14 protein-coding genes are annotated in these 15,917 nt (G+C 67.9%); 10 read left to right on the plus strand and 4 right to left on the minus strand.

Annotated elements, in window-relative coordinates; translation table 11 throughout:
• Window positions 1-834, minus strand: coding sequence for a pyruvate, phosphate dikinase/phosphoenolpyruvate synthase regulator (gene ppsR / locus D577_RS0111355; RefSeq protein ID WP_018947591.1), 834 nt, complete (start codon window positions 832-834; stop codon window positions 1-3).
• Window positions 835-839: 5 nt separating this feature from the next.
• Window positions 840-3,215: a phosphoenolpyruvate synthase gene (ppsA, locus tag D577_RS0111360; protein WP_018947592.1), complete on the minus strand. Its 2,376-nt coding sequence runs from the start codon at window positions 3,213-3,215 to the stop codon at window positions 840-842.
• Window positions 3,216-3,306: 91 nt separating this feature from the next.
• Here ppsA and D577_RS0111365 point away from each other — a divergent pair, with 91 nt between their 5' ends.
• From D577_RS0111365 to D577_RS0111395, 7 genes are all read left to right on the plus strand, one after another.
• Window positions 3,307-3,858 carry an ATP-dependent zinc protease gene (locus D577_RS0111365; RefSeq protein WP_018947593.1) on the plus strand — a complete coding sequence of 184 codons (552 nt, stop codon included), beginning with the start codon at window positions 3,307-3,309 and terminating at the stop codon, window positions 3,856-3,858.
• Complete coding sequence (locus D577_RS0111370; protein WP_018947594.1) at window positions 3,855-5,390, plus strand: inactive transglutaminase family protein; 1,536 nt, start codon at window positions 3,855-3,857, stop codon at window positions 5,388-5,390. Before D577_RS0111365 ends, D577_RS0111370 begins: the two co-directional genes overlap by 4 nt.
• Window positions 5,390-6,403, plus strand: a complete 1,014-nt coding sequence (locus D577_RS0111375) for an alpha-L-glutamate ligase-like protein (RefSeq protein WP_018947595.1) — start codon at window positions 5,390-5,392, stop codon at window positions 6,401-6,403. The genes D577_RS0111370 and D577_RS0111375 overlap by 1 nt, the downstream gene beginning before the upstream one ends.
• Window positions 6,404-6,435: 32 nt before the next feature.
• Window positions 6,436-9,495 (plus strand): PAS domain S-box protein, encoded by a 3,060-nt coding sequence (locus D577_RS0111380; RefSeq protein WP_244263453.1) that lies wholly within the window; start codon window positions 6,436-6,438, stop codon window positions 9,493-9,495.
• Between the two features lie 95 nt (window positions 9,496-9,590).
• Entirely contained in the window at window positions 9,591-10,046 is a 456-nt protein-coding gene (locus tag D577_RS0111385; RefSeq protein WP_018947597.1) for a response regulator, read from the plus strand.
• On the plus strand, window positions 10,043-11,344 hold the full coding sequence (locus tag D577_RS0111390; protein ID WP_018947598.1) for a diguanylate cyclase: 1,302 nt from the start codon (window positions 10,043-10,045) through the stop codon (window positions 11,342-11,344). The genes D577_RS0111385 and D577_RS0111390 overlap by 4 nt, the downstream gene beginning before the upstream one ends.
• Window positions 11,345-11,397: 53 nt before the next feature.
• A complete protein-coding gene (locus tag D577_RS0111395) occupies window positions 11,398-11,874 on the plus strand; it encodes a Fur family transcriptional regulator (protein ID WP_018947599.1) in 477 nt (158 codons plus the stop codon).
• Here D577_RS0111395 and D577_RS0111400 read toward each other — a convergent pair.
• Window positions 11,862-12,317, minus strand: a complete 456-nt coding sequence (locus D577_RS0111400; protein ID WP_018947600.1) for a type II toxin-antitoxin system VapC family toxin — start codon at window positions 12,315-12,317, stop codon at window positions 11,862-11,864. The genes D577_RS0111395 and D577_RS0111400 overlap by 13 nt on opposite strands.
• Window positions 12,317-12,553, minus strand: coding sequence for a type II toxin-antitoxin system Phd/YefM family antitoxin (locus tag D577_RS0111405; RefSeq protein WP_018947601.1), 237 nt, complete (start codon window positions 12,551-12,553; stop codon window positions 12,317-12,319). Before D577_RS0111405 ends, D577_RS0111400 begins: the two co-directional genes overlap by 1 nt.
• A 115-nt stretch (window positions 12,554-12,668) precedes the next feature.
• On the opposite strand from D577_RS0111405, the gene D577_RS0111410 reads away from it, so the two are divergent.
• The 3 genes from D577_RS0111410 (at window position 12,669) to D577_RS0111420 (ending at window position 15,914) form a co-directional block, all read left to right on the plus strand.
• Window positions 12,669-13,193, plus strand: a complete 525-nt coding sequence (locus tag D577_RS0111410; RefSeq protein WP_026289037.1) for a DNA-deoxyinosine glycosylase — start codon at window positions 12,669-12,671, stop codon at window positions 13,191-13,193.
• Window positions 13,194-13,552: 359 nt separating this feature from the next.
• On the plus strand, window positions 13,553-14,875 hold the full coding sequence (locus tag D577_RS0111415) for a hypothetical protein (protein WP_018947603.1): 1,323 nt from the start codon (window positions 13,553-13,555) through the stop codon (window positions 14,873-14,875).
• Between the two features lie 106 nt (window positions 14,876-14,981).
• Window positions 14,982-15,914 (plus strand): metal ABC transporter substrate-binding protein, encoded by a 933-nt coding sequence (locus tag D577_RS0111420; RefSeq protein WP_018947604.1) that lies wholly within the window; start codon window positions 14,982-14,984, stop codon window positions 15,912-15,914.
• The last annotated feature ends 3 nt before the right edge of the window (window positions 15,915-15,917 follow it).

Raw genomic sequence — 15,917 nt, forward strand, 5'->3', positions numbered from 1 at the left:
TCAGCGCGGCAGCTCCAGCAGGTCGCGCACCCGGGTAGCGATCTCCTCGACCGAGCGTTCGGTAACGTCCAGCTGCGGGAGCTCCCAGACTTCGAGAAAGGTTGCGATCGCCCGGGTCTCGGCCCGGCACTGCTCCAGGCTGGCGTAGCGGCTGCCCGGGCGCCGCGCCTCGCGGATCTGTGCCAGCCGCTGCGGGTGAATGGTCAGGCCGACCATGCGCCCTTCCAGCCCGCGCAGGGGCTGCGGCATGTGCGGCGTGCCGCCGTGGTCCAGATCCTCCGGCACCAGGGGGTAATTGGCCGAAAACAGTCCGTAGTTCATCGCCAGATACAGACTGGTGGGGGTCTTGCCGGAGCGCGAGGCTCCCAGCAGCACCACGTCGGCCACCGCGAGATCGGTACTGGCCAGGCCGTCGTCATGCGCCAGGGTGTAGTTCAGGGCGTCGATCCGGCGGTCGTAGCGTTCGGCATCGCCGCGCCCGTGGGCACGCCCCGCCACCGCCTCGGCCTGGGCCCCAAGGATCGCCTCCAGGCGTCCCAGGTGTTCCCCGAGCACGTCGATCACCGGCACCGGGCAATGCTCCAGCTGCGCCCGCAGCTGGCCATCGGCCAGGGTCGCCACCACCAGCGCCGGCTGCGGCCCCTCCCCGATGCGCGCGAACGCTGACGACAGCCGCCCCGGCGACTGCACGAAAGGCAGCCGGTGCCAGTCCGGCGCAAGCGCCGGGAACTGGGTGAACAGTGACCGCGCCAGGGTTTCCGCGGTGATCCCCGTGCCGTCGGACACGAGGTACACCTGCGGGCAGCGCGGCTCCTCCGGTTCGCCGCCCGCCATGGACGTCACCCCCGGCCGCCCGCCTGGCGCAGCTGCGCCAGACTCTTCCAGGTGGAGATCAGGGCATCCGGGTTCAGCGACAGCGAATCGATACCCTGTTCCATCAGCCAGCCGGCCAGCTCGGGATAGTCCGAGGGCGCCTGCCCGCAGATCCCCACGTACTTGTTTTGCCGGCGCGCCGCCTGAATGGCCATCGCCAGCAACTGTTTCACCGCCTCGTCACGCTCGTCAAAGGACTCCGCCACCAGCCCCGAGTCGCGATCGACCCCCAGAGTCAGCTGAGTCAGATCGTTGGAACCGATGGAAAACCCGTCGAAGCGCTCGAGGAAGTCATCCGCAAGCAGGGCGTTGGACGGGATCTCGCACATCATCACGACCCTGAGCCCGTTCTCGCCGCGCTTCAGGCCTTCCTCCTCCAGCACCTGCAGAACATCGTCGGCCTCCTTCAGGGTGCGCACGAAGGGAACCATGATCTGCACGTTGTCCAGGCCCATCTCGTCGCGCACGCGGCGCAGGGCCTCGCACTCCATGGCAAACGCCGGACGGAAACTGGAGGCGCGATAGCGCGAAGCGCCACGGAACCCCAGCATCGGGTTTTCTTCCTCCGGCTCGTAACCGCCCCCGCCGATCAGGTGGGCATATTCATTGGACTTGAAGTCCGACAGCCGCACGATCACCGGTTCCGGCGCGAAGGCCGCCGCCAGCGTCGCAATCCCCTCGGACAGCTTGCGCACGAAGAACTCGCGGGGGCCATCGTCAAAGCCGTGCAGACGTTCGGCGATCCGCTCGCGCACCGCCGGCTCCAGGCGCTGCGGATCCTCGGCGTAGTCCAGCAGCGCCAGCGGATGCACGCCGATGGTGCCGTTGATGATGAACTCCAGCCGCGCCAGACCGATGCCCGCGTGCGGCAGCTGCGAGAAGGCGTAGGCGCGCCCGGGGTTGGCGACGTTGAGCATCAGCTTGAGCGGGAGCTCCGGCAACTGTTCCGGAGAGGCCTTCTCCACCTCGAAGGAGATATGCCCCGGATACACGTGGCCGTCGTCCCCCTCGGCGCAGGACACCGTGGCCTCGAAGCCGTCGCTCAGCTTCTCGGTGGCATCGCCGCAGCCGACCACCGCCGGCACGCCCATCTCGCGCGCGATGATCGCCGCGTGGCAGGTGCGCCCGCCGCGGTTGGTCACGATGGCCGCGGAGCGCTTCATGATCGGCTCCCAGTCGGGATCGGTCATGTCCGCGACCAGGATGTCGCCCTCCTCCATGCGGTGCATCTCGTCGGGCGACTCCAGCACCCGCACCACGCCGCTGCCGATGCGCGAACCGATCGCCCGTCCGGTCACCAGTGGCTCGACATCGTGCGCACCCAGCTTGTAGGTCTCGCCGCCGCCTATCTCCACGCGGCTCTCCACCGTCTCCGGGCGCGCCTGCACGATGAACAGCTCGCCGGTCTCCCCGTCCTGCGCCCACTCGATGTCCATCGGCCGGCCGTAGTGCTGCTCGATTGCCACCGCGAAGCGACCCAGCTGCTCGGCGTCGCCATCCGACAGGCAGAAACGCCGGCGCAGCTCCTCCGGGGTATCCTCGGTCTGCGTGCCGTCCTCGGTCAGCACCATACGGATCGCCTTGGTGCCCAGCGTGCGCCCGATCACCGCGCGCTTGCCGGCGGCCAGCGCCGGCTTGTACACCTGGTATTCGTCGGGGTTCACCGAGCCCTGCACCACGGTCTCGCCCAGGCCCCAGGCGCCGGTGATGAACACCGCGTCGCGGAAACCGGTTTCGGTATCCAGGGTAAAGATGACCCCGGAGGCGCCGATGTCCGAGCGCACCATGCGCTGCACCCCGGCGGACAGCGCGACCTCGTCGTGGGCAAAGCCGTTGTGCACGCGATAGGCGATGGCGCGATCGTTGTACAGACTGGCGAAGCACTCGCGCACCCGCTGCAGCAGGGCCTCGATGCCGCGCACGTTGAGGAAGGTCTCCTGCTGGCCGGCAAACGAGGCCTCGGGCAGGTCCTCGGCGGTGGCCGACGAGCGCACCGCCACCGGCACATCCTCGCCCAGCTTCGCGTAATGCTCGCGGATGGCGTCCTCCAGCTCCGTGGGCAGCGGGGCGGCCTCGATCCAGCCGCGCACCTCTCGCCCGGCGGCCCGAAGCGCCTCGATATCGTTGATGTCCAGCCCGGCCAGTCGGTCCTTGATACGGGCATCCAGTCCGTCACGCGCCAGGAATGTGCGAAACGCCGACGCGGTAGTGGCAAAACCGCCCGGCACCCGCACCCCGGCGGCCCCCAGCTGCCCCAGCAGCTCGCCCAGCGAGGCGTTCTTGCCACCGGTCTCGGCAACGTCATTCATGGTCAGGTCGGCGAGGTCGATCACCCAGCTCATGGCCGGCTCCTTGTCATGTGAATCGTGTCAGGGCGCATCGTCCGGGCATGCAATATCATCCATGGCTTCATCCCGAGCCATCGTCGACTGTATGCGCCCGACCGTCAGTGTACCCAAATCGGCCGCGGTTTTTGTGGCCCTGCTCACGGCCGTGGCGCACGCCCCCTCGATCGCGGGAACGCCTTCCTCCCTGACCATTCTCGGCACCGTGGAAGACGCCACTATCCTCGAAGAGGACATCACCCTGGAGGGACGCCTGGATACCGGCGCCACTTCCTCCTCTCTCAACGCGCTACAGCAGGAGACATTCGAGCGCGATGACGCGGAATGGATCCGCTTCGAGATCATCGATCCGCACAACGAAGACGCCCGCATCACCCTGGAGCGCCCCATCGAACGCAGCGCCCGCATCCGCCAGCATAGTGGCGAACTCGACGAACGGCACGTCGTGCGCCTCGAACTGTGCCTCGGCGACCGGAAGATCGAAGCCGACACCACCCTGGTGGACCGCACCGAACTCACCTACCAGCTGCTGGTGGGCCGCAGCCACATGGCCGGGCACATCCTGGTGGACTCCGGCAACGAACACCTGCTGCCACCGGACTGCCCGGCGGACGAAGACAGCAGTGACGCCGACGAATGAAACGGTTCCATCTGCCCCTGCTGATCCTGCTCCTGCTGGGGGCGGGCCTCGGCATCTTTCTCTACAAGGCCACCCTGCTCGACATGCCCCTGCAGCCGGGTGCGACGGCCGACACCTGGGTGGTGGAATCGCGCATCCGCTTCCAGCCAACCGGCGGGGCGGCCGAGGTCCGGCTGCGCATCCCCGAACGGCTCCCGAACTTCGCCCGGCTGGACGAGAACTTCATCTCCCGAGGGTACGGCCTGACCACGTCGCACGGCACGGATGACCGCGTCACGCAGTGGACCTCGCGCGACCCGCGCGGAGAGCAGACGCTCTATTACCGCACCACGCTCTATCGCGACGCCAGCGCCGGCCCGCATGCAGAGTACCCCGGACCGGTGGCGCCCCGCGAATGGGACGAACCCTTCGATTCGGCCGCCGAGGCCCTGATCCAGAGCGTGCGCGAACGCTCCTCCGGCATCCAGAGCTTTGCCACGGTGCTGGTCCGGGACCTGGGAAGCGCGGGAGCGGACGGCAACGCGTCGCTGTTCGTGATGGATGACGGCGACCGCGAACTGCGCACGCAGACCCTGATCGACCTGCTCTCCGTCGCCCGCATCCCCGCCCGCGCGGTCACGGTCATCCCGCTGCGCGACGGGCATCGCAATATCGAGCCGGAGACCTGGCTGGAGGTGCACAACACCGAGCGCTGGGTTCCGGTGCATCCGCTGAACGGCAACATCGACTACCCCGACGACGTCGTGGTCTGGAGCCATGGCGACGCGCCGATCCTCGAGGTCCGTAACGGCACCGGAGAAGAACTGCGCTTCGCGGTGACCCGCAGCGTGCAGGACGCACTGGGCACCGCTCAGCGCCTGGGGGAGACCCTGGACACCCGCATCCTCGATTTCTCGCCACTGGAACTTCCGCTGGGCACGCAGAACACCTATCGCGTGCTGCTGATGGTCCCGCTTGGGGCCATGATCATCGTGCTGCTGCGCAACGTGATCGGCATCCAGACCTTCGGCACGTTCATGCCGGTGCTGATCGCCCTGTCCTTTCGCGAGACCCAGCTGCTGGCCGGGGTCATCCTGTTCACCCTGATCGTCTCGCTCGGGCTGGCGGTACGTTTCTACCTGGAACACCTGCGGCTCCTGCTGGTACCCCGCCTGGCCGCCGTGGTCAGCGTGGTCATCATGCTGATGCTGGGGCTGTCCATCCTGGCCCACCACCTGGGGCTGGAGCGTGCCCTGGCCCTGTCGCTGTTCCCGATGGTGATCCTGGCCATGACCATCGAGCGCATGTCGGTGGTATGGGAAGAACACGGCCCGGCCGATGCCATCTCCCAGGGGGTCGGCAGCCTGATCGTGGCTGCGGCGGCCTATGGCCTGATGGCCAGTCGCCAGCTCGAACACCTGCTGTTCGTGTTCCCCGAACTCCTGCTGGTCATCCTCGCCGTGACCCTGCTGCTCGGGCGTTACACCGGCTACCGCCTGACCGAGCTGGCCCGCTTCGGGAAGATGCAGGACGCCCTGAGGAAACCCGACTGATGGCCGGCTGGTGGCCCCGTTTCGTGCGCCCGTCGACCCTGCGCCGGCAGGGCATCCTCGGCATGAATGCGCGCAACGGCCTGTACATCGCCGAATACAACGCACGGCGCCACTATCCGCGCGTGGACGACAAGCGGATGACCAAGCAGCTGGCCAGCGCCGCGGGCCTGGCCGTGCCGGAGCTCATCGGTGTCATTCACGGTCACCACCAGCTGCGCGGCCTGGAACGGCAACTGCGCGAATATGCGAACGGCTTTGTCATCAAACCGGCCCATGGCGCGGCCGGCGACGGGATCATGGTGATCTCCGGCTGGCGCGGTGAGCGGCTCCGCCGGGCCGGCGGGCGCATGCTCGAGATCAGCGAGCTGCAGGACCATGTGTCCGGGATCCTGTCCGGGATGTACAGCCTCGGCGGGCGTCCGGACGTGGCACTGATCGAGGAACGCGTGGAGTTCTCCGAGATCTTCGCCGAGGTGACCCATACCGGTGTTCCGGATATCCGCACGGTGGTCTATCGCGGCTATCCTGTCATGGCCATGCTGCGCCTGCCGACGCAGGAATCGGACGGCAAGGCCAACCTCCACCAGGGGGCGGTGGGCACCGGCATCGACCTCGCAAGCGGACATACCCTGGGTGGCGTGCAGCACAACCAGCCCGTATGGGCCCACCCGGACACCGAAGCCAGCCTGGTGGACCTGGCGATCCCGGGATGGGACAAACTCATGGAACTCGCCGCGGGCTGCTACGAACTCAGCGGTCTGGGCTATCTGGGCGTCGACGTGGTCATCGACCGCCGCCACGGCCCGCTGATTCTGGAGCTCAACGCGCGGCCGGGGCTGGCGATCCAGATCGCCAATGGCGAAGGCCTCCGCCCGCGCCTGCGCGCGGTCGACGAACACATTCGCAAGACCGCCGAAGAACCCCAGGCGGCGCGTGCGGCCTGGGCCGCCGCCCGTTTCGGCTGCCGCCCCGCCGGCTTCGGCGCCGTACCGCACAAACGCCACGCCGACTGACGCTGCCCCCGCCTCGTGCGGGCAGACGCTGCGTGGCAGAATTGGCGGCCCTGTCTCCCGACCGCCGCCCGATCTTTGGCGGGCAACACGCCATGGACCCCGAGAACACGCATTCCGCCTTCTTCGAACACGCCCCGGTCGGCATGGCCGTCGTGGACGCCGACGGGTGTCTGCGCGCCGCCAACCGGCGCCTGTCCGGGCTGCTGGCTCGGGAAGCGGACGTCCTCGTCGGGCAGACGCTGACGGAGTGGGTGGCCTCCGCCGAGGCCGACCGGGTGGCGGCCGCGATCCATTCGCTCATTTACGGCGAGACCGGCGAGTGGCGCGACGAATGCCGCCTGCTCCCCCGGCAGGGCCCGCCGCTGTGGGTCGAGCTGGCGCTGAGCCGCCTGCCCGACGCCGATGATGGCGCGACGCGTCTGGCCCTGACCGCCACCGACATCGACGCGCGCAAGGCCAGCGAGGCCGAGCGCGACGAACTCGAACATTTCTACCAGCAGACGTTCACCAACAATGTCGCAGTCAAGCTGCTGATCGACCCGGACGACGGCCGCATCGTCGACGCCAATCCCGCCGCCGAGACCTTCTACGGCTGGTCGATCGAAGAGCTGAAAAAACGCCCCATCCAGGCGATCAACACCCTCTCCGCCGAGGAGGTTCGGACCGAGATGGAACGGGCCGCTGAGGAGGAGCGGCTGTACTTCCGCTTTCGCCACCGCGTCGCGAGCGGTGAGATCCGCGACGTGGAGGTCTATTCCGGCCCGGTGTGGCTGCGCGGCAAGCGCTATCTGCACTCCATCATCCACGATGCCACCGACACCCGCCGCTACCTGCGGGAGCTGGAACGCTACAAGGCGATCTTCGACACCCTGCCGGTCGGGGTCTACCGCAACCTGCCGGGCCACACGGGGCAGTTCGACTACGTCAACCCGGCCATGGCGCGGATCTTCGGCGCCGGCTCCATAGCGGAACTCCTGAGCCGTTCCACCGCCGAGCTATATACCGACCCGGAGGAACGCCGCCGCTTCAGCGACGACCTCCTCGCCCGGGGCGAGGTGCATCGTCGCGAACTGGACCTGCGGACCCTGGACGGCCGTGCGATCCGGTGTGCGATCACGGCACGCGCCCACGAGACCGAACAGGGCACCGTGTTCGACGGCGTGGTGGAAGATGTCACCGAACGCCACCAGGCCGAACGCCAGCGCGAAGACCTCCTGCAAATCCTGGAAGCCGCGCCCGATTTCATCGGCATGGCCGACCCCGATGGCCGCATCCTGTACCAGAACCCTTCGTTCAACCGTGCCATGGGGTTCGCAGACTCGGCCGAGGCGAGCCTCCACGATGTCGGCGGTCTCCATCCCGAGTGGGCCCGGCGCCGCCTGCAGGAAGAGGCCCTGCCCGAGGCACGCCACAACGGCATATGGCAGGGGGAGATGGCCATTCTGGCCGGCGACGGCCGCGAGCTGCCGGTGTCACAGACCGTGGTCGCGCATTTCGACGAAACCGGCGCGGTGCGCCGCTATTCGACCATCATCCGCGACATCTCCGAGCGCGTGGCCACCGAGAACGTCCTGCGCCAGCGCGAGGCGGAGCTCAACGAGGCGCAGCGGATCGCGCGCATGGGCAACTGGATCTCCGATTTCCGCACGAACGAGATCCGCTGGTCGGAAGAGGTCCACCGCATCTTCGGCCGTCATCCGGAAGGCGGGCCGGTGACCCACGAGACTTTTATGGATTCGGTCCATCCCCATGACCGCCCGGCAGTACAGGCCGCCCTGGAGGCCTCGTTCGCCGGCGAGCCCTACGACATCGCACACCGCGTGGTCCGGCCGGATGGCGGGATCCGCACGGTGCGCGAGCGCGGCTACACCGAATTCGACAACGCCGGCCAGCCGGCACGCATGCTGGGTACGGTGCAGGACATCACCGAACAACGCCAGCTGGAGGAGAGCCTGCGACGGCTGGTGGCGATCCTCGACAGCACCCCGGACGTGGTGTCGATGCACGGCCCCGACGGATCGATGCTCTACCTCAATGCCGCCGGCCGGCGGCTGATGGGTCTGCCGGAGCCCGAGCTCGCCGACCACTGGGACCCCGAGACCGGCTGGAATCGCGCCGGGCTGCCGCGCGAGATGGACACCGTGGAAGGCACCATCGAGCGCGTGCATCCGCCCTGGGCGCTGGAGCGCGTGCGCGAAGAGGCCCTGCCGGCGGCGATGGAACACGGTCAGTGGCAGGGCGAGACCGCACTGCTGGACGCCGAGGGCCGCGAACGACCGGCGTCGCAGGTATTGCTGATCCATCGCGACACGGATGGAGCGATCGCCCAGACCTCGACCATCATCCGCGACATCTCCGAACGCAAGCGCATCGAGCGGGAACTGGAGCGTTCCAATGCCGAGCTGGAGCAGTTCGCGTACGCAGTCTCGCACGACCTGCAGGAACCGCTGCGTATCATCAACAGCTACCTCGGGCTGCTGAAGCGACGCCATGCCGACGCCCTGGACGACAAGGCGCGGCGCTACATCGACACCACCATGGAGGCCGCCGGCCGCATGCGGCAGATGATCCAGGACCTGCTGGAATATTCCCGTGTCCAGCGCATGGGCGAAGCCTTCGCACCGGTGGACCTGGCGCGCGCACTGGACGACGCCTGCGGCAACCTGCACACGGCGATCCAGGACAGCGGGGCCCGCATTTCCCGCGATCCGCTGCCCACGGTACAGGGCGACGCCGGGCAGCTGATGCGGCTGTTCCAGAACCTGCTATCGAATGCGATCAAGTACGGGCCACCCGATGCAGTCCCCGAGATTCACGTGGGCTGTGACGAACGGGGCGACGAATGGGAGATCCGCGTAATCGACAACGGGATCGGCATCGACCCGGAACAGAGCGAGCGTATCTTCCAGGTATTCCAGCGCCTGCACGGCCGCGCCGAATACCCGGGCACCGGGGCCGGACTGGCACTGGCGCGGCGCATTACCGAACGCCACGGCGGCCGGATCCGGGCCGAGTCGGACGGCGAGGGCCACGGCACGACGTTCCGCCTCACCCTCCCGCGGCAGCCTGCGGATGCGACCTCTGCCAGCTGAACTCCTGCGCCGAGGGGCGGGGCTATCGTCTCGACCACGCGCCAAGCGCTAGACTAAGATCTATTCCAGACTTGTCACCGCGGAACCGCAACCCGATGAACCCCGTCACCATTCTCCTGGCCGAAGACTCGCCCGAAGACGTCGAGCTGCTGCGCGAGGCCTTCGAGCACCACCGTTTCGCGGCGGAGTTGCACCCGGTGAGCGACGGGGTGGAGGCCATGGCCTATCTGCGCGGCGAGGGCGAACATGCCGGCGCGCCACAGGCCGACATGATGCTGCTGGACCTCAACATGCCGCGCATGGACGGACGCGAGGTACTGGCCGCGGTGAAGAACGACCCGAAGCTGCAGAGCCTGCCGGTAGTGATCCTCACCACCTCGAACGCCCCCGAGGACGTGACCCGGTCGTATGAGCACCGCGCCAGCGCCTTCCTGACCAAGCCCCCGGATTTTGACGCATTCCTGGAGCTCACTCGACGGCTGGGCGAGTTCTGGCTGCATGCCGCCACCCTGCCCTCGCGCGCGGGCGCAAGCGGACACTCGGTGCCATGAGCGAGTACCGACTGCTGCTGATCGAGGATAACCCCGCCGACGCCGAGCTGGTCGAGGATCTGCTGGACGACTGCGCCGAGCGGGGCTACGTGGTGGAACGGGCCGGCCGCCTGCGCGAGGCCCTGGGGCTTCTGGAAGAGCGTCCCTTCGACATCGCCCTGCTCGACCTGGGACTGCCCGACTCACAGGGCCTGGATACCCTGCGCCTGCTGGTGGAGTCCGCGGGCGGCATCCCGGTGGTGGTCATGACCGGCCACCAGGACCGGGGTACCGGGACCGGGGCAATTCGCCTGGGGGCCCAGGACTTCCTGCCCAAGGAAGAACTGCACCCGGCCCTGCTGGCGCGCGCCCTGCACTACGCGATGGAACGCTACCGCAGCCAGCGCGAGGTGCGCCTGATGGCGACCGCCTTCGACAGTGCCCAGGCCATCGTGGTGACCGATCCTCAGGGCCGGATCCTGCGCGCGAACCATGCCTTCACACGCATCACCGGCTATGCCGAGGACGAGGTCCTCGGCAAGAATCCGCGCGTGCTGCAGTCCGGCCGCCAGGATCTGGAGTTCTACCACCGGCTGTGGACCGAACTACTGGAAAACGACCACTGGGAGGGCGAGATCTGGAACCGCCGCCGCGACGGCAGCGTTTACCCGCAATGGGAAAGCATCAGCGCCGTGCGCAATGAAGCCGGCCAGCTCGAATACTTTGTCGCCGTGTTCCACGACATCTCGGAGCAGAAGCGCCTGGAAGCGGAACTGGAACACGAGGCCACCACCGACCGCCTGACCGGGCTGTACAACCGCCAGCGGTTCGATGCCGAGCTGGACCGGGCACTGGCCCGGACCGAGCGTTACGCCAGCGAGGCGGGTGCCATCCTGTTCGACATCGACCACTTCAAGCGCCTCAACGACACCCACGGGCACGACATCGGGGATCGCGTACTGGTCGAGCTGTCCCGTCGTGTCGCCCACTCGCTTCGGCGCGCGGATTTCCTTGCGCGCTGGGGTGGCGAGGAATTCGTGGTGCTACTTCCGGAGACCGACGCCGAGGGCGCCCGGTACATGGCGGAACGCCTGCGCCGCGAGATCGCCGCGACGCCGTTCGAAGATGCCGGGCCGGTGACCATCAGCCTCGGCGTCACGAGCCTGCACCGCGACGACGACCCCGACACCCTGCTCAAGCGCCTGGACAACGCCCTTTACGATGCCAAGCACGCCGGACGCAACTGCACGGCCTACCACCATCGCGCCCCGGGGGAAGACGCCGACGCCGAGGCCCCGCCGCTGTCGCTGTTGCAGTAAACGGTCCGGGCCGTGTTCGCCCCCGCGCGTGCATATGGATTAAGCTTGGCGGCATGACCACGGCCACTCGCCAGCACACCATCGACGACACCGCGATCCAGCAGGCCCTGGACGAGGCCGAGCGGGTCTGCACCCGGCGCGGCGCGCGCCTGACCGAGCAGCGCCGCCGCATCCTCGAACAGATCCTGCGCACCGACGGCGTGATCAAGGCCTACGACCTGATCCACGCGCTGTCGTCCGAGGACCGCAGCATCAAGCCGCCGACGGTCTACCGTACCCTCGCCTTCCTGCTGGAACAGGGCCTGATCCACCGCATCGAGAGCCTTAACGGCTTCGTCGCCTGCAGCCACCCCGGGGAACGCCACGAATCCGCGCTGATGATCTGCGACGGCTGCGGCCGGATCATCGAATTTCACACCCCGGACACCGCCAGCCATGCCCTGGAGGCCGCCGCGGCCGAGACCGGCTTCGCCATCGAGACCCGCACCGTGGAACTCCACGGCCTGTGCCGCGACTGTCAGTCGAGCTGACCCGGCTCCGCGGGGTCCTCTCCGGGACACCGGACCGTCACGCCGAACAGCCGGGCGGCCTGCACCAGCGCGCGATCCAGCGTCACCAGCTCCGCCCCGCAGATCTCGGCAGCCGCCAGGTGCAGGGCGTCCAGCGTGCGCAGCGATGAACGCCGCGTGAGCAGCCAGTGGCAGGCGCGTTCGAACACCTCCGGATCCAGCGAAACCCGGACGAAACGACCTGCCCGCAGGTCCTCGAGGAATGCCGACTCGATCCGGTTCGCCTGAGCTTCGGACAACTCGTCCATGCGCACCCAGCGGGCCAGGGCCGAAGCCACCTCCACCCGTGTCAGATGACTGACCAGCACCGGGCGTGTGCTCGCCTGCAACATCTGCTGAACCGGGCGGCTGGCGGCTTCTTCACGATAGTACGGCAGGACCGCGCTGGTATCGAAATAGAGCATCAGAACCGCTCTTCGTCGCGGCCCGCGCGAACCGCCTCCGCCCCTCCTTCACCACAGGGCGGCAGCTCCGCACGCAGGCCACTGCGATCCGGAAACCCCGGGAACGGGCTCGAAGGCCGCACCAGCCTTGCGACCGGCCGCCCCTGACGCTGGATCACCACCTCTTCCCCGGCCTCGACGCGATCCAGAACCCAGGCAAGCCGCTCGCGAGCCTCGCGGGCGCTGACCGTTTCCATCTGCCGTCTCCTGCTCATCGTTTGTGTACACAACTAATATACACAAGGAACCGGACCGAATCATGCCCGTTCGCGGACGTGTACCCGCGGCGGCATTTGCCTACACTGGACCTTGATGTCTGACGCTCATGCCAGTCCCGAGTTGCGGGCGTTCGAGCCCGTGCTGCGCGCGGATACCCGGGCCGTGGTGCTGGGCAGTTTCCCCGGGGTCGCCTCGCTGGAGGCGGCGGCCTATTACGCCCATCCGCGCAACCAGTTCTGGCCGATCATGGCGCGCATCTTCGGACCGCCGTTCCCGGAACTGCCCTGGCCGGAGCGCTACACCCGGCTGCTCGACTGCGGGGTCGGGCTGTGGGACATCTACGGCGCCTGCGCACGCGAGGGCAGTCTGGACAGCGCCATCCGCAACCCGCAGCCCAACGACCTCGGCCGGCTGACACGCGAGGCCCCGGGACTGCGGCTGATCGTCCACAACGGCGCCGAAAGCGCCCGCCGCATCGGCGAGACCCGTGCCCTGGGCGTCAGAGCGGTGCGCCTGCCCTCCACCAGCCCGGCCAATGCCCGCCTCGATCTCGAGGCCAAGCTCGAACGCTGGGCCGAGGCCTTCCGCCAGGCCGGGCTGGGCGCCCCGACGCCCTGAACCCGCGCGACCCGCCGCCCCATCGGGTCGATGAACCGCGCCATTGGAATCGGCCACGTTGACACCCAAACGCGGATGCATATAATTCTCACTTAGATACGCGATTGTTGTCGGACTCTGGCGTGTCGCCGGGACCGGGGCCTCGTCGCTCCCCTGTCTCTCCAACCTCCGCTACGCTTGGCCGCCCGCTGTAACGGGCGGCTCCTTTTCTCGTTTTCCCCGGCATTGCCCCCACCGGGGCGACGGCCCCTTGTATGACCCTATTGTTACATTATATCGTTCTTACGCTATTTCGTTACGCTATAACGCATGAATAGCGATGTACGGAGGCAACCAGTTTCCACAAGGGGAGAAAAGACATGCTGAACGCGCGACACCATCGCAACGCCCTGACGGGCCTGACCGTTCTGGCCTGCGCCACGCCGGCCCTGGCCGCCGCCCAGGCCCCGGACGACTCGGGTTCGCACTGGGGCATGGATATCTCGCTGATCCTGGAAGGGGTCTACTACAACGAGATGAGCGAAGGGGTTCACGAGCCCGCCGGCTTCGACGACGGGCATGACCATGGCCACGGCCATGATCACGACCACGACCATTCCTTCGACGACGGCTTCAACCTCGGCCACAACGAACTGGTGTTCGAGGCCGACCTGGGCGGCCTGCTGGACGGCACCCTGATGATCGGCTTCGACGAGGACGACATCGAGATCGAAGAGGCCTACCTGACCACCCGCGCCCTGCCGGCCGGCCTGCAGCTGAAAGCGGGCAAGTTCCTGTCGGACATCGGCTACATCAACAGCCGCCACGTCCACGACTGGGATTTCGTCGACCGCCCGCTGGTGAACGAATACCTGTTCGGCGACCACGGCATCCAGGAGACCGGCGTACAGGCCACCTGGGTCGCGCCGACCGAGACCTATACCCAGCTGGGCGTGGAACTGCTGCAGGGCGACGGGACCTTCGCCCGCTACGAGGGCGACATCGGAACATATGAAGTTCCCAACACCGGGGACGAGATCAATTCCGATCTTTCCGACACCTCGGGCCCCCGCCTGCTGACGGCCTTCGCCAGGGTCGGCCCGGACCTGGGCCCGGATCACGCGGCACAGTTCGGCGTCTCCGGGGGCTACGCCAACACCTGGCAGAAGGCCACCGAACACAGTTCGGGGCTGGAGGAATGGGACGGTGACGCCTGGTTCGCGGGCCTGGACGCGGTCTACAAGTACGACTCCGGCCGCGCCTACGGCCACGGCGACTGGCGTGTACAGGGCGAATATTTCTACCGCGTGATCGATGTCGACTACCAGCGGCGCGAGGACAACACGACCATCGCCGGTAACGCCGAAGGCAGCGGCAAGGCGAAGCAGGACGGCATCTATGTGCAGGGTGTGTACGGCTTCGCCCCGCGCTGGGAAGCGGGTCTGCGGACCGAGGCCGTGGGCCTGACCAATGACGGGCTGCCCACCAACGAGGGCGACGACCGCGACTTCTCGGTACCCGGCTTCGACACCTCGTACCGCCATTCGGCCCAGGTCACCTTCCGTCCGGTGGAGCCGGTGTTCCTGCGCGCGCAGCTCACGCAGAACGACTTCGTCGACGATCATGGCGACCGCGATCGCGGCCTCGAATTCATGTTCCAGGTGAACGTGGCGCTGGGCGCCCACGGCGCGCACCGCTTCTGATCGCACCGCCCGGGGCCTGCCTGGCGGCGGATCCCGGCACCCCGTTACGGAGCGCGAGGCCCCGCCACGGGCCTCGCGCAAAACCTGCATTTTTCAAGGAGTACCCATGAAAAACCGCAAGACCCCGCAGCAACGTCCGGCCATCGGGCTCTCCGCCCTGACCGGCGCCGCACTCGCCACCGCCCTGTTCCTGCCCGCGCAGGCCTCTGCGGACGAGCTCAACGTGGTCGCCACGACCTCCAGCCTGGGAGCACTTGCGCGTGAAATCGGCGGCGACGAAACCAGCGTACGTGTCCTGGCGGCGCCCGACCGCGACGCCCATTATCTGGATGCCCGGCCCAGTTTCATGGCCGCCCTGCGCAACGCCGATCTGCTGCTGGAACTGGGCGCCGGCCTGGAGGAAGGCTGGCTGCCGGCCGCCACCCGTGGCGCGTCCAACCCGGCCATCAACGAGGGCCAGCGCGGGCATTTCTACGCCGCCGGCAAGGTCGATCTGCGCCGCTCCATCACCCAGGACGGGCCCAACATGGGCCACGTCCATGAAGAGGGCAATCCGCATTTCAATGTCGATCCCCTGCGCATGGCGGAAGTCGGCCTGGCCCTGGGCGAGCGGCTCGCGGAGCTCGACTCCGCCAATGCGGACGTCTATCGCGAACGCGCGGAAGAGACCGCGCAGCGGCTGCGCGAGCATGCCGAGCATCTCGCCAGTGAACTGGCCCCCGACCAGAACATCGTGGTCTATCACGAAGACCTCGACTATCTCGAGGAATGGCTGCCCGCCACGGTCGTCGGCTACCTCGAACCGGCACCGGGTATCCCGCCCACCGGTCGCCACCTGCAGAGCCTGGTCGGCGAGCTGGAAGACATGGACGGTCACGTGCTGTACGCCGAGTTCCAGCCGCCGCGCGGGGCCGAGTTCCTCGAGCGCGAACTCGGCTGGGACAGCCACGCCGTACCGCTGGATCCGCCCCAGGACGCCGGCCTGGACGGCTACCTCGAGCTGATGGAAACCTGGGCATCCACCTTCCGCACCCGCTAGGCT

Origin of the sequence: Thioalkalivibrio sp. AKL17 (assembly GCF_000377885.1) — a bacterium.
Lineage (GTDB): Bacteria > Pseudomonadota > Gammaproteobacteria > Ectothiorhodospirales > Ectothiorhodospiraceae > Thioalkalivibrio > Thioalkalivibrio halophilus.

Bases quoted from the DNA above. Each gene is read 5' to 3' on its own strand.
- ppsR (WP_018947591.1), bottom strand. From the start codon at position 834: ATGGCGGGCGGCGAACCGGAGGAGCCGCGCTGCCCGCAGGTGTACCTC.
- ppsA (WP_018947592.1), bottom strand. From the start codon at position 3,215: ATGAGCTGGGTGATCGACCTCGCCGACCTGACCATGAATGACGTTGCC.
- D577_RS0111365 (WP_018947593.1), top strand. From the start codon at position 3,307: ATGCGCCCGACCGTCAGTGTACCCAAATCGGCCGCGGTTTTTGTGGCC.
- D577_RS0111370 (WP_018947594.1), top strand. From the start codon at position 3,855: ATGAAACGGTTCCATCTGCCCCTGCTGATCCTGCTCCTGCTGGGGGCG.
- D577_RS0111375 (WP_018947595.1), top strand. From the start codon at position 5,390: ATGGCCGGCTGGTGGCCCCGTTTCGTGCGCCCGTCGACCCTGCGCCGG.
- D577_RS0111385 (WP_018947597.1), top strand. From the start codon at position 9,591: ATGAACCCCGTCACCATTCTCCTGGCCGAAGACTCGCCCGAAGACGTC.
- D577_RS0111390 (WP_018947598.1), top strand. From the start codon at position 10,043: ATGAGCGAGTACCGACTGCTGCTGATCGAGGATAACCCCGCCGACGCC.
- D577_RS0111395 (WP_018947599.1), top strand. From the start codon at position 11,398: ATGACCACGGCCACTCGCCAGCACACCATCGACGACACCGCGATCCAG.
- D577_RS0111400 (WP_018947600.1), bottom strand. From the start codon at position 12,317: ATGCTCTATTTCGATACCAGCGCGGTCCTGCCGTACTATCGTGAAGAA.
- D577_RS0111405 (WP_018947601.1), bottom strand. From the start codon at position 12,553: ATGGAAACGGTCAGCGCCCGCGAGGCTCGCGAGCGGCTTGCCTGGGTT.
- D577_RS0111410 (WP_026289037.1), top strand. From the start codon at position 12,669: ATGTCTGACGCTCATGCCAGTCCCGAGTTGCGGGCGTTCGAGCCCGTG.
- D577_RS0111415 (WP_018947603.1), top strand. From the start codon at position 13,553: ATGCTGAACGCGCGACACCATCGCAACGCCCTGACGGGCCTGACCGTT.
- D577_RS0111420 (WP_018947604.1), top strand. From the start codon at position 14,982: ATGAAAAACCGCAAGACCCCGCAGCAACGTCCGGCCATCGGGCTCTCC.